General features: G+C 76.0%; 22 protein-coding genes. 12 read left to right on the top strand and 10 right to left on the bottom strand.

Annotated features, from left to right (window positions below; all coding sequences use genetic code 11):
* Positions 1-37: 37 nt before the first annotated feature.
* Genes ACI78Q_RS15185 through ACI78Q_RS15175 form a run of 3 tightly spaced genes read right to left on the bottom strand, consistent with a single transcriptional unit; the run spans position 38 to position 1,979 of the window.
* Positions 38-727 carry an alpha/beta fold hydrolase gene (locus tag ACI78Q_RS15185; RefSeq protein ID WP_456924236.1) on the bottom strand — a complete coding sequence of 230 codons (690 nt, stop codon included), beginning with the start codon at positions 725-727 and terminating at the stop codon, positions 38-40.
* A complete protein-coding gene (locus tag ACI78Q_RS15180; protein ID WP_456924235.1) occupies positions 724-927 on the bottom strand; it encodes a hypothetical protein in 204 nt (67 codons plus the stop codon). The genes ACI78Q_RS15185 and ACI78Q_RS15180 overlap by 4 nt, the downstream gene beginning before the upstream one ends.
* 29 nt (positions 928-956) lie before the next feature.
* Complete coding sequence (locus ACI78Q_RS15175) at positions 957-1,979, bottom strand: NADP-dependent oxidoreductase (RefSeq protein ID WP_456924234.1); 1,023 nt, start codon at positions 1,977-1,979, stop codon at positions 957-959.
* Positions 1,980-2,079: 100 nt separating this feature from the next.
* Here ACI78Q_RS15175 and msrA point away from each other — a divergent pair, with 100 nt between their 5' ends.
* The 5 genes from msrA to ACI78Q_RS15150 all read left to right on the top strand — a co-directional run bounded on the left by msrA (position 2,080) and on the right by ACI78Q_RS15150 (position 7,403).
* Entirely contained in the window at positions 2,080-2,733 is a 654-nt protein-coding gene (gene msrA / locus ACI78Q_RS15170) for a peptide-methionine (S)-S-oxide reductase MsrA (RefSeq protein ID WP_456924233.1), read from the top strand.
* Positions 2,734-2,832: 99 nt separating this feature from the next.
* Complete coding sequence (locus ACI78Q_RS15165; RefSeq protein ID WP_456924232.1) at positions 2,833-3,948, top strand: class I SAM-dependent methyltransferase; 1,116 nt, start codon at positions 2,833-2,835, stop codon at positions 3,946-3,948.
* Positions 3,949-4,023: 75 nt separating this feature from the next.
* Positions 4,024-5,112 carry a class I SAM-dependent methyltransferase gene (locus ACI78Q_RS15160; RefSeq protein ID WP_456924231.1) on the top strand — a complete coding sequence of 363 codons (1,089 nt, stop codon included), beginning with the start codon at positions 4,024-4,026 and terminating at the stop codon, positions 5,110-5,112.
* A gap of 133 nt (positions 5,113-5,245) precedes the next feature.
* Positions 5,246-6,823 carry a methyl-accepting chemotaxis protein gene (locus tag ACI78Q_RS15155; RefSeq protein ID WP_456924263.1) on the top strand — a complete coding sequence of 526 codons (1,578 nt, stop codon included), beginning with the start codon at positions 5,246-5,248 and terminating at the stop codon, positions 6,821-6,823.
* 94 nt (positions 6,824-6,917) lie between these two features.
* The gene (locus ACI78Q_RS15150) at positions 6,918-7,403 is read left to right on the top strand and encodes a hypothetical protein (RefSeq protein ID WP_456924230.1); all 486 of its coding nucleotides are present in this window, start codon (positions 6,918-6,920) and stop codon (positions 7,401-7,403) included.
* Between the two features lie 117 nt (positions 7,404-7,520).
* Here ACI78Q_RS15150 and pucL read toward each other — a convergent pair whose 3' ends face one another.
* The 3 genes from pucL to uraD are packed head-to-tail and all read right to left on the bottom strand — an operon-like array spanning position 7,521 to position 9,280.
* Entirely contained in the window at positions 7,521-8,408 is an 888-nt protein-coding gene (gene pucL / locus ACI78Q_RS15145) for a factor-independent urate hydroxylase (protein ID WP_456924229.1), read from the bottom strand.
* Between the two features lie 60 nt (positions 8,409-8,468).
* Positions 8,469-8,786 (bottom strand): hydroxyisourate hydrolase, encoded by a 318-nt coding sequence (gene uraH / locus ACI78Q_RS15140; RefSeq protein ID WP_456924227.1) that lies wholly within the window; start codon positions 8,784-8,786, stop codon positions 8,469-8,471.
* Positions 8,783-9,280: a 2-oxo-4-hydroxy-4-carboxy-5-ureidoimidazoline decarboxylase gene (uraD, locus tag ACI78Q_RS15135; RefSeq protein ID WP_456924226.1), complete on the bottom strand. Its 498-nt coding sequence runs from the start codon at positions 9,278-9,280 to the stop codon at positions 8,783-8,785. The genes uraH and uraD overlap by 4 nt, the downstream gene beginning before the upstream one ends.
* Before the next feature lie 45 nt (positions 9,281-9,325).
* Between uraD and ACI78Q_RS15130 the strand changes: the two genes are divergently transcribed.
* The 5 genes from ACI78Q_RS15130 to ACI78Q_RS15110 all read left to right on the top strand — a co-directional run bounded on the left by ACI78Q_RS15130 (position 9,326) and on the right by ACI78Q_RS15110 (position 18,186).
* Entirely contained in the window at positions 9,326-10,576 is a 1,251-nt protein-coding gene (locus tag ACI78Q_RS15130) for a DUF6986 family protein (protein ID WP_456924225.1), read from the top strand.
* A 7-nt stretch (positions 10,577-10,583) separates the two neighbouring features.
* Entirely contained in the window at positions 10,584-15,689 is a 5,106-nt protein-coding gene (locus ACI78Q_RS15125; RefSeq protein WP_456924224.1) for a SpoIIE family protein phosphatase, read from the top strand.
* Between the two features lie 101 nt (positions 15,690-15,790).
* Positions 15,791-16,783 (top strand): anti-sigma factor RsbA family regulatory protein, encoded by a 993-nt coding sequence (locus ACI78Q_RS15120; RefSeq protein WP_456924223.1) that lies wholly within the window; start codon positions 15,791-15,793, stop codon positions 16,781-16,783.
* Positions 16,784-16,831: 48 nt separating this feature from the next.
* Entirely contained in the window at positions 16,832-17,665 is an 834-nt protein-coding gene (locus ACI78Q_RS15115) for an SDR family oxidoreductase (RefSeq protein ID WP_456924222.1), read from the top strand.
* Entirely contained in the window at positions 17,662-18,186 is a 525-nt protein-coding gene (locus tag ACI78Q_RS15110) for a MarR family winged helix-turn-helix transcriptional regulator (protein WP_456924221.1), read from the top strand. Before ACI78Q_RS15115 ends, ACI78Q_RS15110 begins: the two co-directional genes overlap by 4 nt.
* A 6-nt stretch (positions 18,187-18,192) precedes the next feature.
* Here ACI78Q_RS15110 and ACI78Q_RS15105 read toward each other — a convergent pair whose 3' ends face one another.
* Positions 18,193-19,203: an ATP-dependent DNA ligase gene (locus ACI78Q_RS15105; protein ID WP_456924220.1), complete on the bottom strand. Its 1,011-nt coding sequence runs from the start codon at positions 19,201-19,203 to the stop codon at positions 18,193-18,195.
* A gap of 274 nt (positions 19,204-19,477) precedes the next feature.
* Between ACI78Q_RS15105 and ACI78Q_RS15100 the strand changes: the two genes are divergently transcribed.
* Positions 19,478-19,963, top strand: coding sequence for a DnaJ family domain-containing protein (locus tag ACI78Q_RS15100; protein WP_456924219.1), 486 nt, complete (start codon positions 19,478-19,480; stop codon positions 19,961-19,963).
* A 168-nt stretch (positions 19,964-20,131) separates the two neighbouring features.
* On the opposite strand, the gene ACI78Q_RS15095 is transcribed toward ACI78Q_RS15100, so the two are convergent.
* A complete protein-coding gene (locus tag ACI78Q_RS15095; RefSeq protein WP_456924218.1) occupies positions 20,132-20,500 on the bottom strand; it encodes a nuclear transport factor 2 family protein in 369 nt (122 codons plus the stop codon).
* A gap of 121 nt (positions 20,501-20,621) precedes the next feature.
* Here ACI78Q_RS15095 and ACI78Q_RS15090 point away from each other — a divergent pair, with 121 nt between their 5' ends.
* Entirely contained in the window at positions 20,622-21,455 is an 834-nt protein-coding gene (locus ACI78Q_RS15090; protein WP_456924217.1) for a helix-turn-helix domain-containing protein, read from the top strand.
* A 65-nt stretch (positions 21,456-21,520) separates the two neighbouring features.
* On the opposite strand, the gene ACI78Q_RS15085 is transcribed toward ACI78Q_RS15090, so the two are convergent.
* On the bottom strand, positions 21,521-23,425 hold the full coding sequence (locus tag ACI78Q_RS15085) for a hydantoinase B/oxoprolinase family protein (protein WP_456924216.1): 1,905 nt from the start codon (positions 23,423-23,425) through the stop codon (positions 21,521-21,523).
* On the bottom strand, positions 23,422-25,500 hold the full coding sequence (locus tag ACI78Q_RS15080; protein WP_456924215.1) for a hydantoinase/oxoprolinase family protein: 2,079 nt from the start codon (positions 25,498-25,500) through the stop codon (positions 23,422-23,424). Before ACI78Q_RS15080 ends, ACI78Q_RS15085 begins: the two co-directional genes overlap by 4 nt.
* Between the last annotated feature and the right edge of the window lie 115 nt (positions 25,501-25,615).

Genomic DNA, 25,615 nt, shown 5'->3' with positions numbered 1-25,615 from the left:
GCTGGGAGGCGAGGAATCCTCGCCTCCCAGCCTCCGCTCACAGCGGGACGGCGAGCTCCTGGCGGTCGAGTGCCTCGCGCAGGTCGGCCCGCCACGGTGCGAGCCCGGCGCCGGCCAGGACGACGTCCCGCACGAACGTGTGCCACACCATCGCCCGCCGCACCATGCTGTGCCCGCCGGTGACGGTGAACCGCGCGATGCGGGCGCCGGCCTGCGACGCGCGCGCCGCGAAGTCGGCCGACAGCGCCGCCGGCACCCAGCGGTCGCCCCGGCCGTGCAGGACCGCCACCGTGCGGTCGCGCAGGTGCTCCACCGGCTCGCCGGGCGGCGTCCACGGGGCCAGCGCGCAGACGGCGCGCACGGAGGCGTCCCCGCCGGCGCGCAGCACCGCCCGGCCGCCCATCGAGTGGCCCACCAGCACCACCGGCACGTCGTCGCCGTGCCGCGCCCGGACCTCCTCCAGCGTCCACCGCAGGTCGGCGTAGGCGTCGGCGGCCGGGCCGTTCCACCCGGCCACCCGGTACCGCAGGAGGTAGGTGCCCAGCCCCCGGTCGGCGCCCGCCGCGCGGACGAACTGCTCGATCGCCCGCATCCGCAGCAGCGACAGCGCCCGTTCCCGCGGCGGGTCCACGCTGGCGACCGTGCCCCCGTGGCAGAACACCGCCAGCGCCCGGACCGGGCCGGACGCCGGGACGTGCTCCAGGGCCGGGACGTCGCCCGCGGTCACCGCCGCCGGCGCCCACCGCGCAGGGTGGCGCGCGCCCGGTCGCCGAGGTCCCCGGCGCGGAGCAGGCCGCGGGTGAGCGGCGTCGGCCCGGTGCGGCGCTCCAGCGAGCGGCCGATCCGGCGCAGCAGGCCGGTGGTGAGCGGGACGACGACGGTGAGCAGCAGCCACGTGCGGAGGCGGCGGGTCAGGAACAGCCACATGCCCCCAGACTGCCCCGGACGGCGCGCGCTCAGTCAGGGTCGGGCGCCAGCCGCACGACCATCTTCCCGGTGTTGCCCCCACGCAGGAGGTCGAGGAAGGCCGGCACGGCGTTCTCGATGCCCTCGTACTCGGTCTCCCGGACGACGAGGTCGCCCGAGCGCAGCCAGTCCGCGACCGTGCCGGTGAACTCCTCCCGCAGGTCGGTGTGGTCCCCGACGAGGAAGCCGCGCAGGGTGAGCCGCCTGCCCACCATGAGCGACATGTTTCGGGGGCCGGGCGGGGGCTCCACCGCGTTGTAGCCGGAGATCGAGCCGCACAGCGCGGCCCGCCCGTGCACCCGCAGGGCACCGATCGCCGCCTCCAGGTGCTCGCCGCCGACGTTGTCGAAGAAGACGTCGACGCCGTCCGGCGCGGCGGCGTGCAGCAGCTCGGAGACCGGCCCGTCGTGGTAGTCGAAGGCCGTGGTGAAGCCCAGCTCGCCGGTGAGCCAGGCGACCTTCGCCGGGCTGCCGGCGCTGCCGACGACCGACCCGGCGCCGCGCAGCCGGGCGAACTGACCGACCAGGCTGCCGACGGCCCCCGCGGCGCCGGAGACGAACACGTCGTCGCCCGCGGTGAAGCCGGCCACCCGGAACAGCCCCGTGTACGCGGTCAGGCCCGGCATCCCGAGCACGCCGAGGAACCACGACGGCGGGGCGTCGGTCAGCGACGGGAGCCGGCGCACCGCGCCGGCGTCGAGGACGGCGACCTCCCGCCAGGCCGCGTCGGTGAGCACCAGCGTGCCCTCGGGCAGCTCCGGCGCGCGCGAGGCGACCACCCGGCCGACGGCGCCGCCCTTCATCACCTCGCCCACCTCCCACGGCGGGGCGTAGGAGGGGCCCGACCGCATCCGCCCGCGCATGTACGGGTCGACCGACATCGCCACCATGCGGACGACGACCTGCCCCTCGGCCGGGTCGGGCACCGGCACCTCGACCAGCCGGAAGTCCTCCGGCGTCGGCTCGCCGTGCGGCCGGGCCGCCAGGTGCCACTCGCGGGTCGTCGTGCTCACGGGCCCTCCTGCGCTGTCGACGTCGTCCCCGGGCTCGATCCTGCTGCCGCTGATCGGTGACGCACAACCGACCGTTGGTGGACGGGCCTACGCTCGGGGCATGCTGTTCTCCCGGGCCAAGACCCAGCCGGTGTCCCGTGACGACGCCCTCCCCGGGCGGCCGGACCCCCTGCCGCACGTCCCCGAGCTGCACGCGGTCAACGGCAACCGCATCAAGCCGCCGTTCCCCGAGGGCCTGCAGACCGCCGTCTTCGGCGCCGGCTGCTTCTGGGGCGTGGAGAAGGTGTTCTGGCAGACGCCGGGGGTCTACTCGACCGCCGCCGGGTACGCCGGCGGCTACACGCCGAACCCGACCTACGAGGAGGTCTGCTCGGCCCGGACCGGCCACGCCGAGGTCGTGCTCGTCGTGTTCGACCCCGCGGTCATCTCCTACGAGCAGCTGCTCAAGGTGTTCTGGGAGGACCACGACCCGACGCAGGGCATGCGCCAGGGCAACGACATCGGCACCCAGTACCGGTCGGCGATCTACGTGGACGGCCCGGAGCAGGAGGCCGCCGCGCTGGCCAGCCGGGAGGCGTTCCAGGAGCGGCTGACCGCGGCCGGCTACGGCGAGATCACCACCGAGATCACGCAGCTGGGCGAGTTCTTCTACGCCGAGGACTACCACCAGCAGTACCTGCACAAGGTGCCCAACGGGTACTGCCCGATCCACTCGACCGGTGTCTCCTGCCCGGTCGGCCTGCCCGGCGTCTGAACCCGCGCGCCCGTCTCGCCGAGATCGGCGATCTCGTACGGTTCGCGGGCCGTACACCGCCGAGATCGCCGATCTCGGCGAAGAGGGGGTGTCGTGTCCGTGGGTGAGCTGCTGGCGCAGCTGCGGCGGGAGCCGGACGTCGAGGCGCCGGACCTCGTCGCGGTCGACGCCACCGACCGCCTGCTGCTCGACGAGGCGGCCGCGGCGCTCGCGGCGGCCGGCCCCGGCGAGGTCGCCGTCGTCGACGACTCCTACGGCGCGCTCACCCTCGGCGCGGTCGCGGCCGGTGCCCGCGACGTCCGGGTCGCCCAGGACCTGCTGGTGGGCGAGCTGGCGCTGGCCCGCAACGCCGAGCGCACCGGCCTGACCGGAGCCCACCGGACCCTGCCCCTCTCGCCGGAGCTGTTCGCGGGCGCCCGGCTGGTGCTGGCCAAGGCGCCCAAGTCGCTCGACGCGCTGCGCGAGGTCGCCGAGCTCGCGGCCGCCGCCGACCCGGACGTCACCTTCCTCGTCGGCGGGCGGGTCAAGCACATGACCCACGCGATGAACGACGTCCTGCGGGCCTCGTTCACCGACGTGTCCGCCACGCTGGCGCGGCAGAAGTCCCGCCTGCTCGTCGCGCGCGGGCCCCGGGACGGCGTCCGGCCGTCCTTCCCGCACTGCCAGGTGCACGCCGACCTCGGCCTGACCGTCTGCGCGCACGGGGCGGCGTTCGCCGGCACGCGGGTGGACGTCGGGACGCGGGCGCTGCTGGCCACGCTGGAGCGCGCCGCCCCCGACGCGGCGAGCGCCCTCGACCTCGGCTGCGGCACCGGCGTCCTCGCCACCGCCCTGGCCCTCGCCCGGCCCGGGCTCGCCGTCGTCGCCAGCGACCAGTCCGCGGCCGCCGTCGCCTCCGCGCGGGCCACCGCCGAGGCCAACGGGGTGACCGACCGGGTGCGGGTGACCCGGGACGACGCGGCGGCCGGCGTCGCCGACGCGAGCGTCGGCCTCGTCGTGTGCAACCCGCCGTTCCACGTGGGTGCGGCCGTCGTGACCGCCGCCGCCGACCGGCTGTTCGCCGCGGCCGGCCGGGTGCTGCGCCCGGGCGGGGAGCTGTGGACGGTCTACAACAACCAGCTGCCGCACCGGGCGGCGCTGCGCCGGCTGGTCGGGCCCACCCGTGCGGCCGCGTCCGACCGCCGCTTCACCGTCACCGTCTCCACCCGCCGCTGAGGGGGCCGGCCGCCCCTCTGGACGGGGCCAAAGGCACTGGCCGGGGTTCCGCGGCGCAGGCCACGGTGCGGGGCCATGACGACGACCGGGACCCCGCCCGCGGGCACCGCCGACGCACTCGCCGAGCGCCTCCTCGCCGGCGTGCTGGGCAGCCTCGAGCTCGCCGCCGTCGAGCTGGGTGTCGAGCTGGGCTGGTACCGCGCCCTGGCCGACGCCCCCGCGACGGCGCCCGAGCTCGCCGAGCGCACCGGGACCGCCGCCCGCTACGCCCGTGAGTGGCTGGAGCAGCAGGCGGTGGCCGGCATCCTGACCGTCGACGACGTCGCGGCCGAGCCGGACGCGCGCCGGTACACGCTGCCGGCCGAGTACCGCGGCGTGCTGGTCGACGAGCTGGACCGCTCCTACATGCCCCCGTTCGCCCGCGTGGCCCTGGCGTTCCTGCGCAACGTGCCACGGCTGCGCGAGGCCTACCGCACCGGGGGCGGGCTGAGCTGGGCGGAGATGGGCCCCGACGCCCGGGAGGCGCAGGGGGACGCCAACCGCCCCTACTTCCTCGGGCCGATGGCGACCGAGGACCTCCCGCGGGTGCCCGGGGTGGACACGGCGCTGCGGGCCGGCGGCCGGGTCGCCGACGTGGGTTGCGGCATGGGCTGGTCGGCGATCGGGATCGCGCGGGCGTACCCGGGGGCCCACGTGGACGGCTTCGACGTCGACGAGCCGTCGGTCGAGCAGGCCCGGCGCCACGCCGAGCAGGCCGGGGTGGCCGACCGGGTGCGGTTCACCGCCGGGGATGCCGCGACCGCGGGGGAGGACGGCGGCTACGACCTGGTGACGGCGTTCGAGTGCGTCCACGACATGCCCGACCCCGTCGCCGTCCTCGGCGCGATGCGGCGCATGGCCCGGCCCGGCGGCACCGTGCTCGTGGTCGACGAGCGGGTGGCCGAGCGGTTCACCGCGCCCGGGGACGAGACCGAACGGCTGATGTACGGCTACAGCCTGACCTGCTGCCTGCCCGACGGGCTCTCCACGCGGCCGTCGGTGGGCACCGGCACGGTCATGCGGCCGGCCACGCTGGAGCGGTACGCGCGCGCGGCGGGCTTCGCCGGGATCGAGGTGCTGCCCATCGACAACGACTTCTTCCGGTTCTACCGGCTGGTGGAGTGACCCCTGACACGTTCCGGAACGAACAAGTCCATGAAGATCGGAGCACTTCCGCTGTAGTCGCTCCACCGACGTGCCGATCGAGGTGCCAACGGTGCGCACCTCCGCGCCGATCGCCGCGACGCAGGAGTGCCCCATGGCGCGCAACCTCTGGTCGGACCGTCCGCTCGGCGTCAAGCTCGCCGCCCTCGTCGCCGCCGGGGCCGTCGTCCTGTCGGCCTTCGCCGTCCTCACCGTGCAGGCCCTGCGGGGGACCGGCGAGCGCACCGACGAGCTGCTGGGGACCACGCGCGCCACCGCCGCCGCGCTGGAGGCCGACATGATGCACGACGCCGTCCGGGGCGACGTGCTCCAGGCGCTGCTCGACGGCCCGGCCGGCGGGACGGCGGCGGCCGACCTCGCCGCCCACGACGCCACCCTGCGCGAGGTGCTCGCCGCGGTGGCCGGCGCCGGACTGGACGCCGAGGTCGCCGCGGCCGTCGAGGAGGTCCTCCCGGCGGTCGACGCCTATCTCGCCACCGCCCACCGGATCGTCGCCCTCGCCGGCACCGACCCGGCCGCCGCCCGCGCCGCCGCCCCGGCCTTCACCGATGCCTTCGCCGTCCTCGAGGACGAGCTGCCGGCCGTCGGTGCCGCCGTCCACGAGGCGGCGACGGCAGCGGCCGCGGCCAGCGCCGAGCAGCGGGGGACGGCGATCACGCTGGCCGTGCTGGTCGCGGTCGGCGGGGTGCTGGTGCTGGCGGGGCTCGGCTGGGGTGTGACGCGGTCGGTCGTCGGGCCGGTGCGCCGGGTGGGTGCGGTCCTGGCCGGGCTGGCCGACGGCGACCTGCGCGGCGTCACCGGCGTCACCAGCCGGGACGAGGTCGGCCGGATGGCGGCGGCCCTGGAGACCTCGCTGGAGCACCTCCGCGGCGTGGTGAGCACCATCGGCGACACCACGACGACGCTGGCCTCGGCGACCGAGGAGCTCGCGGTGACCGCGCAGGACATGACCCGGCTGGCCGACGGGTCGGCGCAGCAGAGCGCCGTGGTCGCGGAGGCGGCCGGCCAGGTGTCGCGCAACGTGCAGACCGTGGCCGCGGGCTCGGAGGAGATGGGTGCCTCGATCGGCGAGATCGCCCGCAACGCCGGTGAGGTGGCGCGCGTGGCGGCGCAGGCGGTGACCGTGGCCGACAGCACCACCGCGACCGTGGCCAAGCTGGGGGAGTCCTCGCGGGAGATCGCCGGCGTGGTGCAGGTGATCACCGCCATCGCCGAGCAGACCAACCTCCTGGCGCTCAACGCCACCATCGAGGCGGCCCGGGCCGGCGAGGCGGGCAAGGGCTTCGCCGTCGTGGCTGGCGAGGTCAAGGAGCTCGCGCAGGAGACCGCCCGGGCCACGCAGACGATCACCGCGCGGGTCGAGGCGATCCAGGCCGACGCCGGCGGCGCGGTGCGGGCCATCGGGGAGATCGGCCGCATCATCGGCGCGATCAACGACTCGCAGGGCACGATCGCCGCCGCCGTCGAGGAGCAGACGGCGACGACCACGGAGATGAACCGCAACGTCGCCGAGGCGGCGGTCTCCGCCGGTCAGATCGCCGAGAACATCAGCGCCGTGGCCGGGGCAGCCGGTGCCACGACCCGTGCCATGACCGACGCCCGGACGGCGATGGACGAGGTCGCGCGCATGGCGGCGGCGCTGAGCTCCGCGGTGGGCCGGTTCCGCTACTGAGGTCAGGACCTCGCGCGCTCGTCGCCCACGCCCGCCGGCCGTGCCAGGGCCGCACCCCCTGGGCCGCGGCGGGGACGGCGGGCAGGCTGGGCCCATGACGACGCCGCGCGCGCTGCCGCCTGCCCTCCGCAAGGTCCTGCCCTGGCTGCTGGGCTGGTGGGCCCTGCAGGGGGCGGTGGCGCTGACCGGCCGGCTGGTGGCCCGCCGCAAGGACGAGGGCGACGAGAGCACCGCCGGCATCCGGCGCGTGGTCGCGGTGGGCGGCCTGCAGCTGCGGCCGGTCAACCCCGAGCTGGCACGGGTGCGGGTCGACCTGGTGATGGGCGGTGCCGAGATCGACCTGACCGAGCTGCCGCGGGTGCCCGGTGGCATCGACCTCACCGTGCGGGCGCTCATGGGTGGCATGGGCGTGCGGGTGCCGGCCGGGTGGCGGGTGTGGTGGGCCTTCCGTGGCGTGGGCGGGATCGGCCTGGACGAGGGCGCCGGCGTCACCCGGACCGAGGACGAGCGCGGCGCCGACCTGCGCATCCACGCCGCCGTGCTGTTCGGCGGCGTCGGGGTGGAGGGTCCGGGGCGCTAGGGGCGAGGACCGGGCCGCGTTCCGTGCCCACATCGTGGTCCAGGGGCGCACCGGATCACGATGTGTGCACAGGACGTTGCGGCGGTCAGGAACCCGACGGGGCCGGGGCGCCGGAGCTCAGGACCAGGCCGCGTCGGCCGGCGGGACGTCGTCGCGCAGCACGGTGCCCTCGATGAGCCCGTAGGGGCGGTCCTCGGCGCGGTAGACGACGTCGGGGTTGTCCAGCCCGAACGGGGAGAGGTCGGCCAGGAAGTGGTGCCGGTTCGGCATCGACAACCGCACCTCGGCGACCTGCGGGAACCGCTGCAGCACCGCCTCGCCCATCGCGTACAGCGTCTGCTGCAGCGCGAGGGAGTGGGTCGCGGCGAAGGTCTCCAGCAGCACGGTGCGCACGCCGGCGAACACCGCGTCGGGGTCCGGGTCGAGGGCCGTGTAGCGCCAGCGCGCGGTGACGGCGGTGGCGAGGATCCGGTCCCGCGTCTCGGCCAGCGTCGTGTAGCGGTCGCGCGGGAAGCCGGAGAACTCCGAGCCGGTGGTCTTGAGGACGACGAGGTCCGACAGCCCGGCGACCACGTGCTCGTCGTCCCCGTCCACCGTCACCACCGCCGTCCGCACCTCGCCGCCGTCGCGGCGGAAGGCGTGCCCGTGCGGTCGGCCGCCGACGGCGATGGGCGCCCAGCCGGCGGAGTCGACCACCACCCGCGCCCCGGTGATCCACGGGTGGGCGCCGGCGAGGTGGCGGGCCAGCCGCAGGCCGAAGCACTCGATCGCACCGACGCCGTCGCGGGCGAAGGCCAGCACGGTGTTCTTCTGGGTGTCGGTCGGCAGCACGTGGGCGTTGTCGCCGGCCGTGTGCGCGGCGGTGAAGTCGCCGCGCAGGCTGGTGCTGACGGTGAGGTCGGCCAGCGTGTGCTGCGGGCCGCTGCGGTCGACGGCGACCACCCGGACCTCCGCCTTGCCGTACTGGTTCGGTCCGAGCCGGATCCCCATGCGCGACTGTTGCACAGAATGGACCCCCTCCTCCCCACCCCTCGCACGCTCGGGGCGGTGCCCTGGAGGGGGCCGTCAGGAGCCGCGGTAGGTGGAGTACGCGAACGGGGCCAGCAGCAGGGGTACGTGGTGGCGCTCGCCGGGCTCCCGGACGTCGAAGGAGAGCACGACCTCCGGGTAGAAGGTCTCCCGCCCCTGCCCGGCGAACCACGGCCCGGTGGCGAACACCAGCCGATGGGTGCCGGCCCCCGTGGCCCCCTCCACCAGCCGGCAGCGGCCGTCGGCGTCGGTCACGCCCTCGGCGACCAGTTCCGCGTCGGCGTAGAGGCGGACGGCGATGCCCGCGGCGGGCCGGCCGCGCACCGAGTCCAGCACGTGTGTGGACACGCTCATGACACGAGCTCCCGCACCCGCAGCGCCGTGATCTGCGCCAGCTGCTCCGTGGCCTCGGCCCGCTCGGCCTCCTCGTCGGCGTCGAGCCGGCGGTGCAGCTCGGCCAGCACCTCCTCCGGCGACCGGCCGGCGGCCCGGATCAGGAAGACGTGGCCGAAGCGCTCCTCGTAGCGGCGGTTGCCCTCGGCGAGGGCGGCCCGGGTGTCGGCGTCCGCCCCGCCCATCGCGCCCTGCTCCCGGCGGGAGGCCGCCGCCTCGGCCGACGCCCCCTCCGGCCGCTCGCCGATCCGCGGGTGCACCGCCATCGCCAGCTCGACCTCCTCCCACGGCAGGCCGCGGGCCACCTGCTCGGCGCGGGCCACCAGGGCATCGGCGTCCGGATACGGACGGCCGGCGACCACCTCGGCGGCGAAGCGCGGCGCGGCGTTGCAGGCCCGCAGCTGCTGGACGGCGAGGTCGGCGGTCTCGGCGTTGAAGTCGTCGAGGGCTCCCATGGAGGGAGGATGCCAGCGGCGGTGTCGGCGTGGCAGGGTCGCCCGATGGGCCTCGACGACGCGGTCTACGCGGAGCTCGACCGCCGGCTGGCGCCGGTGGACACCGCCCGGCGGGCCGCCTACCCCGGCGAGCGCGGGGACCGGCAGCCGGTGCACACCTGCTACGTGCCGGCCGACGCGGTGACGCCCGGCCTCGCCGCGGCCTGGGGGACGGCGGCCCTCGCCGCCCTCGACCAGCACGGCCTCCCGGACCTCGGCCTGGACGCCGCCCTGGTGGAGCAGGTGCTCCCGCGGGTCCGGGCGAAGCTCGCCACCGAGCCGGTCGAGGACCTGCGGGTGGACGCCGAGGACGGCTACCGCGGGACCCCCGACGCGGAGGACGACGACGTGCGGCGGGCGGCGGCCGCGGTGGCCGCGGACCTCGCCACCGGGTGCGGGCCGCCCTCGGTGGGCATCCGGGCGGGCTCGCTGGAGGAGGCCACCCGGCGCCGCGGCGTCCGCAGCCTCGACCTCTTCCTCGGCGGCCTCGCGGGCGTGGCGGCGCGCGCGACCGTCACCCTGCCCAAGGTCACCGGCGTCGAGCAGGTGCGCGCCGTCCTGCCGGTCCTGGACGCGCTCGAGGCCGCGCACGGCGTCGCGCTGGACCTGGAGCTGCAGGTCGAGACCCCGCAGGCGGTGGTGGGTCGCGACGGCGCCGTGACCGCCGCCGCGATGGTGCACGCCGCCGGGCCCCGGCTGACCGGGCTGCACTTCGGCACCTACGACTACACCGCCGCGCTCGGCGTCCCCGCGGCCTCCCAGGCCTCCGACCACCCGGCGGCCGACTTCGCCAAGCAGGTGGTCCAGGTGGCCGTCGCCGGCACCGGGGCCCGCGCCGTCGACGGCTCCAGCAACCTGCTGCCCGTCGGCTCCCGGGAGCAGGTGCACGCCGCCTGGCGACGGCACGCCGGGCTGGTGCGCCGGGCGCTCGAGCGGGGCCTGCACCAGGGCTGGGACCTGCACCCCGCCCAGCTGGTCACCCGGTACGTCGTCACGTACGCCTCCGCCCGGGCGGCCCTCCCGGACGCCGAGGCGCGGCTGACCGCCTACCTGGACCGCACCGCGAGCGGCGTCCTCGACGAGCCCGCCACCGCGCGGGCGCTGGCCGCGGTGCTGCTGCGCGGGCTGGACTGCGGCGCCTTCGACGCCGGCGAGGTGGGGGTCGGCCGGGAGGTGCTCGACCGGCTCGCCGGGCGCTCCGCCGTCCTGTCCCACACGGGCGCCGCGGCCGTTCGGCCACCTACCATCCCCTCGTGAGCGCACGGTGACCGAGCACGAGCCCGGCTGGTCGCTGTTCGCCGGTGGCGGCGAGGTCGGCCGGGCGATGGCCGCGCGGGACTGGACGCAGACCCCGCTCGGCTCGCCCGAGGGCTGGCCGTCCGAGCTGCGCAACGTCGTCCGCATCGTGCTGACGTCACGGTTCCCCATGTGGGCCGCCTACGGCCCCGAGCTGACGACCTTCTACAACGACGCCTACAAGCACGACACGCTCCAGGCCAAGCACCCGTGGGCGCTGGGCCGCCCGGCGAACGAGATGTGGTCGGAGATCTGGCACGACATCGGGCCGCGCATCCGGTCGGTGCTCGACACCGGCGTCGCCACGTGGGACGAGGACCTGCTGCTCTTCCTGGAGCGCAGCGGGTACCCGGAGGAGACGTACCACACCTTCTCCTACAGCCCGATCGACGACGCCGAGGGCCGCGCCCGCGGGATGCTCTGCGTGGTCACCGAGAACACCGAGCGCGTGGTCGGCGAACGCCGCATGACCGCCCTCCGGGACCTCGCCGCGGCCATCGCGACCGCCCGCACGCGGGACGACGTCCTCGCCGCCGCCTGCGAGCAGCTGGGCCGGGACCCCGCCGACCTGCCGTTCAGCCTCACCTACCTGTTCGACCCGACCGGCACCGCCCGGCTCGGCTGCGCCTCCGGGATCGACGGGGGCTCGCCGGCGGCCCCCGAGGTCATCGCGCCGGGGGACGACGTGTGGCCGCTGGACCGCGTCCTTGCCGGTGAGCACGTGCTCGTGCGGGACCTCGACCGGCGCTTCCCCGGCCTGCCCACCGGTGCCTGGCGGCGACCGCCGAGCGAGGCCGTCGCCGTCCCGATCGCCTCCTCGGCCCACGACGCCGGGCCGGTGTCGGGATTCCTCGTCGCCGGCCTCAACCCGCACCGGCGCTACGACGACCGCTACCGCGGGTTCATCGAGCTCGTGGGCAACCAGCTCGCCTCCGGTCTGCTCAACGCCGGCAGCTACGAGGCCGAGCGCAGCCGGGCGGAGTCGCTGGCCGAGCTCGACCGCGCCAAGACCGACTTCTTCAGCAACGTCAGCCACGAGTTCCGCACCCCGCTGACGCTCATCGCCGGGCCGGTCGCCGAGCTGCGGGGCCACCCGGCGGCCCAGGCCGACCCCCGCATCCGCGAGGAGCTCGAGGTCATCGAGCGCAACGCGCTGCGGCTGGGCCGGCTGGTCAACACCCTGCTGGACTTCTCCCGCATCCAGGCCGGGCGCATCGACGCCCGCTTCGAGCCGGTCGACCTCGCCGTCGCGACCGCCGAGCTGGCCAGCGTGTTCCGCTCGGCGGTCACCCGCGCCGGGCTGGAGTTCACCGTCGACTGCCCGCCCCTGCAGGAACCGGTGCACGTCGACCGGGACATGTGGGAGAAGGTCGTCCTCAACCTCCTCTCCAACGCGCTGAAGTTCACCTTCACCGGCGGCATCGCCGTGCGGGTCCGGCGCGACGGCGGGGCGGTGCGGCTCACCGTGAGCGACACCGGCACCGGCATCCCGCCCGAGGAGCTGCCCCGGCTCTTCGAGCGTTTCCACCGCGTCGCGGACGCCCGCGGCCGCTCGGGTGAGGGCAGCGGCATCGGCCTGGCCATGGTCCGCGAGCTGGTGGCGCTGCACGGCGGCAGCATCGACGTCGACAGCACCCCGGGCGTCGGGACGACGTTCACCGTGACGATGCCGTTCGGCACCGCGCACCTGCCCACCGACCGCCTGGCCGACCCGGCGCCCGAGGCCCCCGCGGGGTCGCCGGCCGCCGCACCGTTCGTCACCGAGGCCCTGCGCTGGCTGCCCGACGAGGACGAGGAGACGGCGCCGGAGCCGGCCCGGACCGCGGCCGGCCGCGTGCTGGTCGCCGACGACAACGCCGACATGCGCGCCTACGTGGTGCGGCTGCTGGCCCCGCGCTACGCCGTCCGGGCGGTCGGCGACGGCCGTCAGGCGCTGGAGGCGGCCCTCGCCGACCCGCCGGACCTCGTCGTCAGCGACGTGATGATGCCGGAGCTGGACGGCGTCGGGCTGCTGGCCGCCCTGCGCGCCGACCCCCGGACGGCGCGGGTGCCGGTGGTCCTGCTGTCCGCACGGGCCGGGGAGGAGGCGGCGGTCGAGGGGCTGGCCGCCGGCGCCGACGACTACCTGGTCAAGCCGTTCTCCGCGCAGGAACTCGTCGCCCGCGTCGATGCGCACCTGCACCTGGGTCAGGCCCGCCGGGCCGCCGAGGAGCGGTTCACCGCGATGGCCGACCTCGCCCCGGCCCTGATCTGGCTGGCCGACGCCGAGGGACGGCGGACGTTCGTCAACCGCGGCTGGACGCAGTTCACCGGCCGGCCGGCGCGGGAGGAGCTGGGCGAGGGCTGGACCGACCGGCTGCACCCGGAGGACCGCGACCGGTACGCCGCCGCCGTGGCCGAGGCCCGCGAGCGCCGGGAGGGCTGGGAGGTGGAGTTCCGGCTCCGGCGGGCCGACGGCGCCTACCACTGGCTGCTGGAGCGGGCGGCGCCGATCGGCACCGGTGACACCCCCGCGGGCCACGTCGGCAGCTGCACCGACGTCAACGCGCGCATCCGGGAGACCGAGCGCCAGACGCTGCTGGCCGACGTCGGGGCCACCATGGACCGGGAGACCACGGTCGACGGGCAGGTCGCCGCGCTGGCCCGGCTGGTCGTGACCAGCCGGCTGGCCGACCTGTGCACCGTGCGGCTGGTCGGCGAGGACGGCCGGCTGCGCTGGGCCGGCATCGCCGGCTTGGACGCCACCACCGAGGCCGCGCTGGCCGAGCTGGACCCCGACGTCGGCGTCGGGCCGGAGGTCGCGCGGCTCGGGCGGTCGGTCGTGCACGCGGCCCTGGCCGGCGCCACCGACCTGGGCGAGGACCACCCGGCGGTCGCGCCGCCGCTCGCGGTCGCCTCGGTGCTCGCGCTCCCCCTCACGGTGCGCGGCCGCGTCCTCGCCGTCCTCGCGCTGGGCCGGCGGGGCGACGCGCCGGCCTACACCGAGGACGACCGGGCGCTGCTGGAGGAGATCGCCGCCCGCGCCGCCCTCGCCGTGGACAACGCCATGCTGCTGGCCGACGAGCGCGCCGCCGCGCACCGGCTGGCGCTGCTGCACCGGGCCACCGCGGAGCTGTCGGCGGCGACCACGCCCGTCGAGGTCGCCACGGCCGCCGCCGGCCACGTGCGGGCCCTCACCGGCCCGGACAGCCGGGTCGCCGTCTACGAGCTCGACGGTTCCCACCGCGGGCTGTCGGCGCTGGCGATCAGCGGCGGCAGCGAGGAGGGGCGCCGCCGGTGGAGCAGCCTGCCGCTGTCGGCCCCGCTGGTCGCCACCGCCGCGGTCACCGAGCGCCGCTCCATCTGGATCGAGGACGTCGCCGTCCTGCCCGCGGCGGGCCGCGCGCTGCCGCCGGAGCTCGCGGAGTCGTTGCAGGCCTACGGGCTGGCCGCGAACGTGGGCATCCCGCTGGTCGTCGCCGGCCGGGTGGTCGGCGTCCTCGCCGTCGCCTGGCCCACCGTGCAGCGCTTCTCCCCGGTCGACCGCGCCATGCTGCTGGCCGTCGCCGAGCAGTGCGCCCAGGCGCTGGACCGCGCCCGGCTGTTCCGTGCCGAGCGGGGCATCGCCGAGACGCTGCAGCTGAGCCTCCTGCCGGCCGAGCTGCCGCGGCTGGACCGGCTGGCGCTGGCGGCGCACTACCTGCCCGGCGCCGAGGGGGCCCAGGCCGGCGGCGACTGGTACGACGTCGTCGAGCTGCCGGACGGGCGCGTGGCGATCGCGGTCGGCGACGTCGTCGGCCAGGGGCCGGCCGCGGCGGCCGTCATGGGACAGCTGCGCAGCGCCCTGTCGACCGCCCTGCTCCAGGGCTGCACGCCGGCCGAGGCGCTGGAGCTGCTGGACCGCTTCGCCGCCCGCCTGCCGGGCGCGCTGGCCTCGACCGCGGCCTGCCTGGTCGTCGACCCTGCCGCCGGCACGGTCCGGTGGGCCCGGGCCGGCCACCTGCCGCCCCTGCTGCTGACCCCCGGCGGCAGCCGGTTCCTGGACGGCGCCGGGTCCGGCGCGGTGCTCGGCGCCCCGGGCCGCCCGCCCTACCGCGAGGGCACCACGGAGGTCCCGCCCGGCGCGACGCTGCTGCTCTACACCGACGGGCTGGTGGAGCGGCGGGGCGAGGTGCTGGACGAGGGCCTGGACCGGGTCCGCGCCGCCGCCGCCCGGCACGCCGCGGCGGACCCGGTGCGGCTGACCACCCGGCTGCTGGACGACGTCCTGGCCGACACCGACCAGCCCGACGACGTCGCCGTGATCGCCGCCCGCGTGCTGCCCCCGCCGTTGGCGGCGCGGCTGCCGGCCGACCCGGCGCGGCTGGCGGGCGTCCGGCGGGCCGTCGCGGCGTGGACGGCGACCGCGGGGGTGCCCGAGGAGATCGCCGAGGACCTGCAGCTGGCGCTGGGCGAGGCCCTGGCCAACGCCGTCGAGCACGCGTACACGACGGCCGGCGACGGGGCGGGGGAGTGCTCCTACCGGCTCGCCCGGGACGCTGACGGCGGTATCCGGGTGGAGGTCCACGACTCCGGCGCGTGGCGGCCGCCGCCGGCGGACAAGGGCTACCGCGGGCGCGGGTTGGACCTCATCCACGCCCTCGGCACCGACGTCGAGATCGGCCACGGCCCCTCCGGCACCACCGTCCGGTTCCGGGTCGCCTCCGCCGGCGTGGGCGGGTTCGTCCCCCGCCAGCGGTCCCACCCGCCCGAGGACGGCGGCGTCGCGCAGCTGCGGGTCCACGACGGCGCGGCCGAGGTGCGCCTGGAGGTGCTGGGCGAGCTCGACCTCGCCACCACCGGTCCGGTGCGCGAGGAGCTGCTGCGCTGCGTCGACCGGCTGCCACCCGGCTCCTCGGCGGTCCTCGACCTGGGGCCCACCACCTACCTCGCCAGCGCGGGGGTGGGCATGGTGCTGGAGGCCCTCGCCCGTGCGGGTGATGCGGGCGTCGGGCTCCGCGTCCGGACGAGCGAGGGCACCGCCCCGGCCCGCATACTCGAGCTGGCCGGGGTGGGGGTACAGACCACCGGAACAGCCGTGCCGCCGTCCTCGTGACGGCGCGCACAGCCCTCCCCGGTGGCGGGGACCCGGCCCGCGTGTACCAGGATGTCGGAGCTGTCGGCCGGAGTTCCCCGGCCAGGGAGAGGTCGGGGACCGTGCACCGAGGGGTAGACGAGGGGGCCGCGCTGCCCGCGGCCGACGTCGCCCCCGCCACCGGTCTCCGCCACGCGGCCGCGATCGTGGACGGCCCGGCCGACCTGCTCGCCACCGCGCTGCCCTTCCTGGACGACGGGCTGCGCGCCGGTGACCTGGTCGGGCTGGCCTGCCCACCGGAGACGGCGGCCCTGGTCTGCGGGGCGCTGGGGGAGCGCGGGCTGGCCCTGGACAACGACCCCGGGCTGACCCTGCTCGGCGCGCGCGCTCCCGATGCCATCAGCCTGCTCCGCAGCCAGGCGGCGCGGGCGGCGGCACACCGGACGGGCCGGCTGCGGGTGCTCTCGGAGGTCGACTTCGGGGAGGATCCGGCCGGCTGGCGCGAGGGGCAGCGGTTCGAGTCGGTGGCCAACCGGATCCTGGCCGACAGCGCGCTCACCTCGGTGTGCCTGTACGACCGGCGACGGCTGCCGCCCCAGGTGGTCGACAGCGCCACGGCCACCCACGACACGCTCGTCCGTGGGGGGACCTGGGCACCCAACCCCGCCTTCCAGGACCCGGCGGCCTACATCGCGGGCCTCCCCGCGCCGCACGAGCCTGTCGAGGACACCCCGCCGCTGCTCGTCGTCGACGACGCCCCCACCCTCGCCGGGTTGCGCCACCGGATCGGCGACGTGCTGGCCGTCGCGGTCCCCGACGTCGAGCAGCGGGAGGACCTCCACCTGGCCACCAGCGAGGTCGCCGCCAACGCGTTCCGCCACGGCCGGCGGCCGGTGTCCGCGCGGATCTGGAGCGACGGCCGCCGCATCGTGTGCGCCATCACCGACGCCGGGAAGACCTTCGACGACCCGCTGGCCGGCTTCCAGCCCGCCCACGGGGACGACCTCGGCCGCGGCGGCATGGGGCTGTGGCTGGCGCGCAAGCTGTGGGACGGCGTCGACCTGCTGCCCGGTCCCACCGGCTTCACCGTCCGGCTCAGCACCCGGCTGCACTGAGGGTGCACCGGTCTTGACGCCGCGATACCTCACTGCTGAGGTACCGGTGTGATCGTGGTGACGGCGGCGGGCGGGCAGACCGGCACCGCCGTGGTCCGCGCCCTCCGCGAGCGCGGCGAGCAGGTGCGCGCGGTCGTCTCCGGGCCCCGCCCCCGCCCCGAACTCGACGCCCTCGGGGCCGAGGTGGTCGTCGCCGAGCTCACCCAGCCGCTGCCGTGGGCCGACGTCCTGGCCGGGGCCGACGCGTTCTACCTGATCTGGCCCAACTTCGACCCCGACGAGTCCGAGGGGGCCCGGGCGCTGTTCGGCGAGGCGCGGCGGGCCGGCGTCCCCCGCGTGGTCTACCACTCGGTGCTGCGGCCGCAGGCGCGCACGATGCCCCACCACGCCGCCAAGGACCGCGCCGAGCAGGCCCTCGACACCGCCGGCCTGGCCTGGCGGGTGCTGCAGCCGTGCGCCTACGCGCAGAACCTCGACGAGCAGGTGGCCGAGGCGGCCCGCACCGGCCGGCTGCGCAGCACCTGGGGCCTGCGCACCGGGCAGTCGCTGGTCGACCTCGCCGACGTCGCCCAGGCCGCCGCCGTGCTGCTCACCGAGGACGGCCTGGACGGCGGCACCTTCGAGGCGGCCGGGCCCGAGCCCCTCACCGCGCCCCGGATCGCCGAGCTCGTGGGGGAGTGGCTCGGCCGCGAGGTGGTCGCCGACGACGTCGTCCCCCGGGGCGAGGTGCCGGAGGCCTACGCCGGGCGTTGCCGGCGCCTGATGTTCGACCACTACCGGGCGCACGGCTTCGCCGGCAGCCCCCGGGTGCTGACCGCGCTGCTGGGCCGCCCGCCACGCGGCTACGCCGACCACCTGGCCGACGTGGCGCTGCCGGCATGAGCGGCGGCGCGCGCCCGGCGCAGGACGCCGTCGACCTGATCCTCACCCAGTGGGCCCGCGAGCGCCCCGACCTCGACTGCGCGCCGATGGGCGTGATCGGCCGGATCACCCAGCTGCAGCGGGAGGTGTTCCTCGCGCAGCGGGCCACCTTCGCCCGCCACGGCCTCGACGCGCCGTCCTTCGACGTGCTGGCCGCCCTGCGCCGCGCCGGCGAGCCGTACCAGCTGACGCCGACCGCGCTGATGCGCACGGCCCTGGTCACCTCCGGGGCGATCACGCAGCGGCTGGACCGGCTGGAGGAGAAGGGGCTGATCACCCGGGAGCGCAGCGAGGCCGACGGGCGGGCCGTCGTCGTCACGCTGACCGAGGCCGGCCGCGCCGCGCTGGACGCCGCCCTGCCCGACCACCTGGAGACCGAGCGCCGGCTGCTCGAGGGGCTATCCGGCGCCGACCGCGAGCTGCTGGCCGACCTGCTGCGCCGCCTCCTGGTGGCGCTGGGCCGCACGCCCCAGCAGCCCTGAGGCGGGTCAGATCCCGGGGACGTCCCCGGGCAGCAGGTCCGCGCGGACCCGCACGTAGCGCAGCGGGTGGCGGAAGACGCCGGCCTGCAGCGCGGCGTCCGCGCTGACCTCCACGACGACGTCGGGCTCCACCCGGGTGAGTGGCACCGACAGCCGGCCGCCGCCGAAGCGGCCGGTGCCGATCCGGTCCGGCCAGGGGTGGTCGTCGCCGGCGGGGCGCAGGACGGCGGCCAGCTCGGCTGCGTGCGCGGGGGACAGCGGGCTGGTGCGCCCCACCACGACCAGCTCGCCGTCGCGGTAGCGGCCGGCCACGAGCTGGCTGGGCCGCTCGAGGGGACCGATGACGCCACCGGCCAGCACCTCGGTCGTCTCCCAGGACTTGACCTTGACCCACTCGCGGCGGCCGGGCGCGTACCGGGTGCCGGCGCCCTTGGCGACCAGCCCCTCGACGCCGGCCGGGCGCCAGTCGGTGGACCACTGCCGGGCCTCGGCGGGGTCGGTGGTGACGGGGGAGAGCTGCATCGGCGGCGCCCAGCGCGCCGCGAGCTCCTCCAGCGCGGCCCGCCGCTCGCGCAGGCGGCGCGCCCGCAGGTCCGCGCCGCCGAGGGCGAGCAGGTCGAAGGCGACGTAGGAGGCGGGAGCGGTCGCGACGAGGGCGCCGATGCGGCCCGGTGGGGTGACCAGGCGGCGTTGCAGCAGCCCGAAGTCCAGCCGGGTGCCGTTCCAGACGACGACCTCGCCGTCGACGACCGTGCCCGGCGGCACCTGGGCGACGGCGGCGGACACGACGTCGGGAAAGCGGTCGGTGAGGTCTCGGCCCTGCTTCGACCACACCCGGGTGGTGCCGCCCGTGCGGACGACGACCAGCCGGTAGCCGTCCCACTTGGGCTCGTAGAGGACGCCGCCGGGAAGCGCGTCGGGCCGCGGGAGGTCCCGGACGGGCTTGGCCAGCTCCACCGCGACCGGGCCGGCGAGCTCGGGTGGCACGTCGGGCAACCCGGGCACGGACAGCGGCACGTCGGCCAGCCTGGGGCGTCCGGGGCCGTCCCGCAGCGCGCTGAGCTGCCGCTTCACCCCTTCGTGGCAGGTCGCCACCCTCCGCGAGGGACCGGGCAGGACGCACGATCCCGGCCGCGGGGTCAAGTCACGATCGGGTCACCGCCGACCAGCACGCAGGCGTCCTCGCCCTGCCGCTCGGCGGTGTACATCGCCGTGCCGGCGCGGTGCAGCGGTGCAGCGGTGCATCGAGGACGAGGTGACCGGTCGTTCCGCCCGGGTGACCATGGGGGCGATGACCGAGCGCAAGCCGACCGGGATGTCGTTCGAGTCCTGGGTGGAGTCGCAGATCAGCCGCGGCCTGGCCCGCGGTGACTTCGAGGGCCTCGCCGGTGCCGGCAAGCCGCTGCCCCGCCGGGACCGCGAGGAGACCGCCTACGACTGGGCGGTGGCCAAGGCCCGCCGCGAGGGCGTGGACACCGGCGCGATGCTGCCGCCGGGGCTGGCGCTGCGCCGGGAGCGGGACGAGCTGCCGGCCCGGGCGCGGGGCCTGGAGTCGGAGAGCGCCGTCCGGGCCCTGGCCGAGGACTACAACGCCCGGGTCGAGGCCTTCTGGCGCCGTCCGCAGGAGAGCCGGTGGGCGCCGGTCCCGGGGCTGGCCGACGTCGACGCGCTGGTCGAGAACTGGCGGGCCACCCGCCCCCCGCCCGCGCCGCCGCCGGAGCCGGCACCCCCGCCGGAGCGCCGGCGCCGCTGGTGGCGGCGACGCGGGGCCGCCTGACCGGCCAGGACCTCTACGACAGCGCCCACACCGCGGTGGGCACCTGGCGGGGTGGAACCTCGACGAGATCGGCGATCTCGTGGCTTCCCGGGGTGGGAACCCGACGAGACCGCCGATCTCGGGAGGCGGTCAACCGGTGGTCGGCCGACTGGTGGGCGGTCAGACCGGTCAGACTGCGGCGGGCACCCGGTCGAGGAAGCCCAGCACCGTCGCGATCCGGCCGTCGCCGTCGGTCACCGCGACGTCGAACCCGGCGATCGGGGCGTCCTGCCCCTCGGGCCCGAGGATCCACGTGAAACGCAGCTGGTCGTGGTGGGCGTCGACCGGGCCGGCGAGGCGGAACACGAAGCCGGGGAACTGCTGCTGGACGGCGGCGATGGTCGCCTCGATGGCGTCTCGCCCGGTGACGTCGGCCAGCGGGTCGGTGTAGCGGGCGTCCTCGGTGAACGCCTCGGCGACCGCGGCGCGGCGGGCGGTGGGGTCGGTGGTGTTCCAGGCGGCGAGGTAGCGCTCGGCGAGCTGCGGGGTGGCGGTCATGGTCGTCGTCCTCTCGATCGGTCGGTTGCGGAACGACGTCCACGCTGGCCCCGGTCGCGCGGCCGGTCGATTACCTGCGAGGTAAGCGACGCGGAGGGGCTCGGTCGCTAGCGTCGGGACCGTGACCGCCGTCGAGACCCGGGCTCCCGTGGGGGCGCTGCTGCGCGACTGGCGGCAGCGGCGCCGGCTCAGCCAGCTGGACCTGGCCAGTGACGCCGGGGTCTCCACCCGGCACCTGAGCTTCGTCGAGACCGGCCGGGCGCGGCCGAGCCGGGAGATGGTCCTGCACCTGGCCGAGCAGCTGGAGGTGCCGCTGCGGGAGCGCAACGAGCTGCTGTTGGCCGCCGGGTACGCACCGGTCTACGGGCGCCGGCGGCTGGAGGACCCCGACATGGCCGCCGTCCGGACGGCGCTGGACCACGTGCTGGCCGCCTACGAGCCGTACCCCGCCGTGGTCGTGGACCGGGCCTGGCAGCTGGTGGCCGGCAACCGCAGCCTGGCGCTCCTCACCGCGGGCGCCGACCCGGCGCTGCTCGAGCCGCCGGTGAACGTGCTCCGGCTGGGCCTGCACCCGCGCGGGCTGGCGCCGCGGATCCTCAACCTGCCGCAGTGGCGCACCGCCCTGCTGACCCGGCTGGCCCGCGAGGCGCACCTCACCGCCGACCCGGGGCTGGCTGCGCTGCACCGGGAGCTGGCGGCGCTGCCCGGCGGGTCCGACCGGCGGCCGCCGGACGGGATCGCCGTCCCGCTGCGGATCCGGCACGGGGACGACGTGCTGTCGTTCCTGAGCACCGTGACCACGTTCGGCACCGCGGTCGACCTCACCGCGGCCGAGCTGTCGGTCGAGGCGTTCCTGCCCGCCGACGCGCACACCGCCGAGGTGCTGCACCGATCCCGAGACGAACATGGCGCGGGAACCGTCCCGGACGACCGGGGAGTGGTTCCCGCGCCGTGATCGCGCGGCCCCGTCCAGAGGCTCGCCGCGAGCGTGCGAGCGGTGAGGAGGACGGGGTCCTTTCTCTACAGGACGTCGAACTCGTTGAACGCCGCGCCGCCGGAGAGGGTGGCGTAGCCGGGGCCGCGGTCGAAGAAGGGCTCCTCGCCGGTGCGGTCGGCCCGCAGCTGCTCGCGCAGCGCCGACGTCGCGGCCAGGTCGGCCTCACCGGACTCCAGGACGACCACGCCGTAGTCCTCCCGTGCCCCGGTCACCGACACCTTCCGCCAGGCGATGTCCCGCAGGACCTCGTCCACCGGCCGGTCCAGCGGGTCGCCCCAGCCGCCGCCGCCCGTCGTCCGGATGCGGACGACGGTGCCGGCCTTCAGCGGCTCGGCGTCGGCCAGCGCGTCGACGTCGTGCTCGTCGGGGCCGCCCGGGTCGACGGTGATCTGGAACGGCCGGCCGGCCTTGCCGCCCTTGACGCCCCAGCAGGCGAGGATCGAGCGGTCGGCGATCGACATGAAGTGCGCGTCGCGCAGCACCCGGATGTGCTTCTCGTACCCGCAGCCACCGCGGTAGCGGCCGGGGCCGCCGGAGTCCATCGCCAGCCCGAGCCGCTCGACCCGCAGCGGGAAGCGGCCCTCGGTGAACTCCGTGGGCAGGTTCCGCGAGTCCGGGACGACGTGGATGGTGTCCTCGCCGTCGGCGTAGTACCGCCCGCCCGAGCCGCCGCCCAGCACCTCGCGCATCAGGTAGGGCTGGCCCTCGTGGTCGGTGCCGTAGACGCCGGTGTAGCGGATCGTCTCCTGGTCGGCGGGCATCCGGCCGCCGGTCGCCTTGGCCAGCACGCCGGCGAGGACGCCGAGCAGCCGCAGGATGACGAAGGTCCGGGCGTTGGTCGGCGCCGGGAAGATCGGGGTGAGCAGCGTGCCCTTCTCGGGGAACCGCATCTCGATCAGCGGGACGACGCCCTCGTTGACGTCCAGCTCGGCCATGCGTTCGGGCGTCTCGGCCAGGTTGCGCAGGATCGGCGCGAGCCACTTCTTGAGGAAGTTGCCGTCGGCGTAGTCGCCGCAGTGGTTGATCGGCCCCTTCGCCTGCGGGCCGGTGCCGGTGAAGTCGATGACCAGGGGGGTCTCCTTCGAGGAGTCCATGGTCAGCGTGATCCGCTGGCGGTGCAGCTGCGGTTCCTCCACGCCGTCGTGCTCGGCGTAGTCCTCCCAGACGTAGGTGCCGTCGGGGATCTGGGAGAGGATCTCGCGCCGGTAGACCTCGGTGGAGTTGGCCAGGATCGCGTCGAAGCACGCCTCGACCGCCTCGACCCCGTACCGGTCGAACAGCTCACCGAGCCGGCGGGCACCGGCCAGGCAGGCGGAGCACTCGGCGTCGAGGTCGGCGGCCAGCGAGTCGGGCATCCGCGAGTTGCGGGTCATGATCTTCAGCGCCGACTCGTTGGGCACGCCGCGGTCCCACAGCTTGATCGGGGGGACCATCAGGCCCTCCTCGTACACGCTGGTCGCCGCCGACGGCATGGAGCCGGGCACCGCGCCGCCGATGTCGTCGTGGTGGCCGAACGCCTGGATGAAGGCGACCACCTGCGCGCGGCCCTCCACCTCGGCGAAGACCGGCACGGTGACGCACAGGTCGGGCAGGTGGCCGATCCCGCCTTCGGACAGGTAGACGTCGTTGTGGAAGAAGACGTCGCCGACGTTCATCTCGTCGATCGGGTAGTCGCGCACCACCGGGTGCACCAGCGCCGAGTACGAGCGGCCGGTGAGCTTGCGCAGCTGGCGGTCGTGGATGCCGGCGCGGAAGTCGTGGGCGTCGCGGATCATCGGCGAGCGGGAGGTGCGGCCGATGGAGGTCTCGACCTCCTTCTCGATCGCGGCCAGCGTGCCGGCCACGATCTCGACGAGCACGGGGTCCGCGGCGACCTTGCCGTCCGTGAGCGTCCCGTCAGGGCCAAAATGGCCATTTTGGCCCTTCATCGCACGTCCTCCTTGGTGAGCAGCAGGTTGCCGTGGGCGTCCACGGTGGCGAGGAAGCCCGGGTGCACCGGCACCGTCGAGCCGAACTCCTGGATGATCGCCGGGCCCGTCACGACGTCCCCGGGGCCGAGGTCGGGCCGGTTGTAGGTCGGGGTGTCCACCCAGTCGTCGAAGAACACCCGCCGCGAGCCCGTGACGGCCCGGTCCGTCCCGCCGTCCTTCGGGGCGAGCTCCACCATGTCCGGACGGCGGATCGGCCCGATCCCGCTCACCCGCAGGTTGACCCACTCGACGGCCTGGCGGGGGTCGTCGGCGAAGTCGTAGCCGTAGAGCTGCCGGTGGGCGGCGTGGAAGGCCTGGGCGACCGCCTCGGCGGAGTCGGCGTCCAGCTCGCCGTCGGCCACCGGCACCCGCACCTCGAACGCCTGCCCGACGTAGCGCAGGTCCGCGGTGCGCTGCATCCGCTGCTGGTCGCGGCCGAAGCCCTCGCCGTCCAGCGCCACCTGGGCCTGGCCCTCGAGGTCGGCGTAGACGCCCTGCACGCGGGCGAGGTCGAGGTCGGCGTGCCGGCTGACCACCGTCTGCACGTAGTCGTTGCGCACGTCGACGGTGAGCAGCCCGAACGCGCTGACGTTGCCCGGGTTCGGCGGCACGAGGGTGCGCGGCAGGTTGAGGATGTCCATGAGCCGGCAGGCCAGCAGCGAGCCGGAGCCGCCGAACGTGGTCAGCGTGAAGTCGCGGACGTCGAGGCCGCGGGCGACGGTGACCTGGCGCAGCGCGTTGGCCTGGTTCCACGCGGAGATCTCGAGGATGCCGGTGGCCGTCTTCTCCAGCGACAGGTCCAGCTTCGCGCCGAGCTGCTCGAGCCCGTCGCGGGCGGCGTCCACCGACAGCGGGATCTCGCCGCCCAGCAGGTGCGGGGGGATCCGGCCGAGGGTGACGTGCGCGTCGGTGACGGTGGGCTGGTCGCCGCCGTTCGGGTAGCACATGGGGCCGGGGTCCGCGCCGGCCGACTTGGGGCCGACCTTGAGCGTGCCCTCGGGCGAGAGCCAGGCGATCGAGCCGCCGCCCGCGCCGACGGTGACGACGTCGATCATCGGGATCTTCGACGGGTACTCGCCGACCGAGCCCTCGGTGGTCAGCGTCGGCTCGCCGTCGATGACCACGGTGACGTCGGTGGAGGTGCCACCGCCGTCGCAGGTGAGCACCCGGTCGAACCCGGCGGTGCCGGCGATGAGCGCCGCACCCAGGGCGCCGGCCGCGGGGCCGGACAGCATCGTGGTGATCGGCTGGTGCACGACCTCGGCGGCGCTGAGCACGCCGCCGTTGCTCTTCATCACGTAGAACGGCACGCCGGGGGCGATCTCGTCCAGGCGGGTGCGGATGTTGGTGACGTACGCACCGACCTTGGGCTTCACGGCGGCATCGACCAGCGTGGTGACCGAGCGCTCGTACTCGCGGTACTCGCGCAGCACCTCGCTCGACAGCGAGACGACGGCGCCGGGGTGCTCCTCGCGGATGACCTCGAGCATGCGGCGCTCGTGGGCGTCGTTGGCATAGGCGTGCAGGAAGCAGACGCCGAGGGTGGTGATGCCGGCGTCCTTGAAGAAGCGGGCCGCGGCGCGGGCGTCGTCCTCGTCGAACGGGCGGACCTCCTCGCCCGTGTGGTCGAGGCGGCCGCGGACGGTCCGCACCAGGTCGGCCGGCACGATCCGCGGCGGCTTGACCCAGAAGTAGCTGTTGCCGTACCCGTCGGGCACCGACTGCCGGGCGATCTCCAACACCGACTCGTAGCCCTCGGTGGTGACGAACCCGATCCGGTCGAGCTTGCCCTCGAGCAGCTGGTTCGTGGCGACCGTCGTGCCGTGGCTGACGGCGGTGACCGCCTCGCCGGACAGGTCCATCAGGTCCAGCACCTTGCGGACGCCGTTGAGGAAGCCCTCGGCGGGGTCGGCGGGCGTGGACGGCGTCTTGGTGGTGGTGGTCTGACCGGTCTCCTCGTCCACCGCGACGACGTCGGTGAACGTCCCCCCGGTGTCGATGCCGATGCGGACCCGGCGGGGTGGCGCACTCATGGCAGATACCTTAGCGCTGAGATACCGCCTGGCGGAAGGTCCGGCCGCCACTTCACGATCTGTGCACGCATCGTGGTCCCGAGGCGGCCGGCACGACGGTGTGTGCACACAGCGT

Source organism: Geodermatophilus sp. SYSU D00705 (assembly GCF_054050135.1).
The sequence above is the reverse complement of the archived record's forward strand: the minus strand, read 5'-3'. Positions and strand labels throughout refer to the sequence as shown.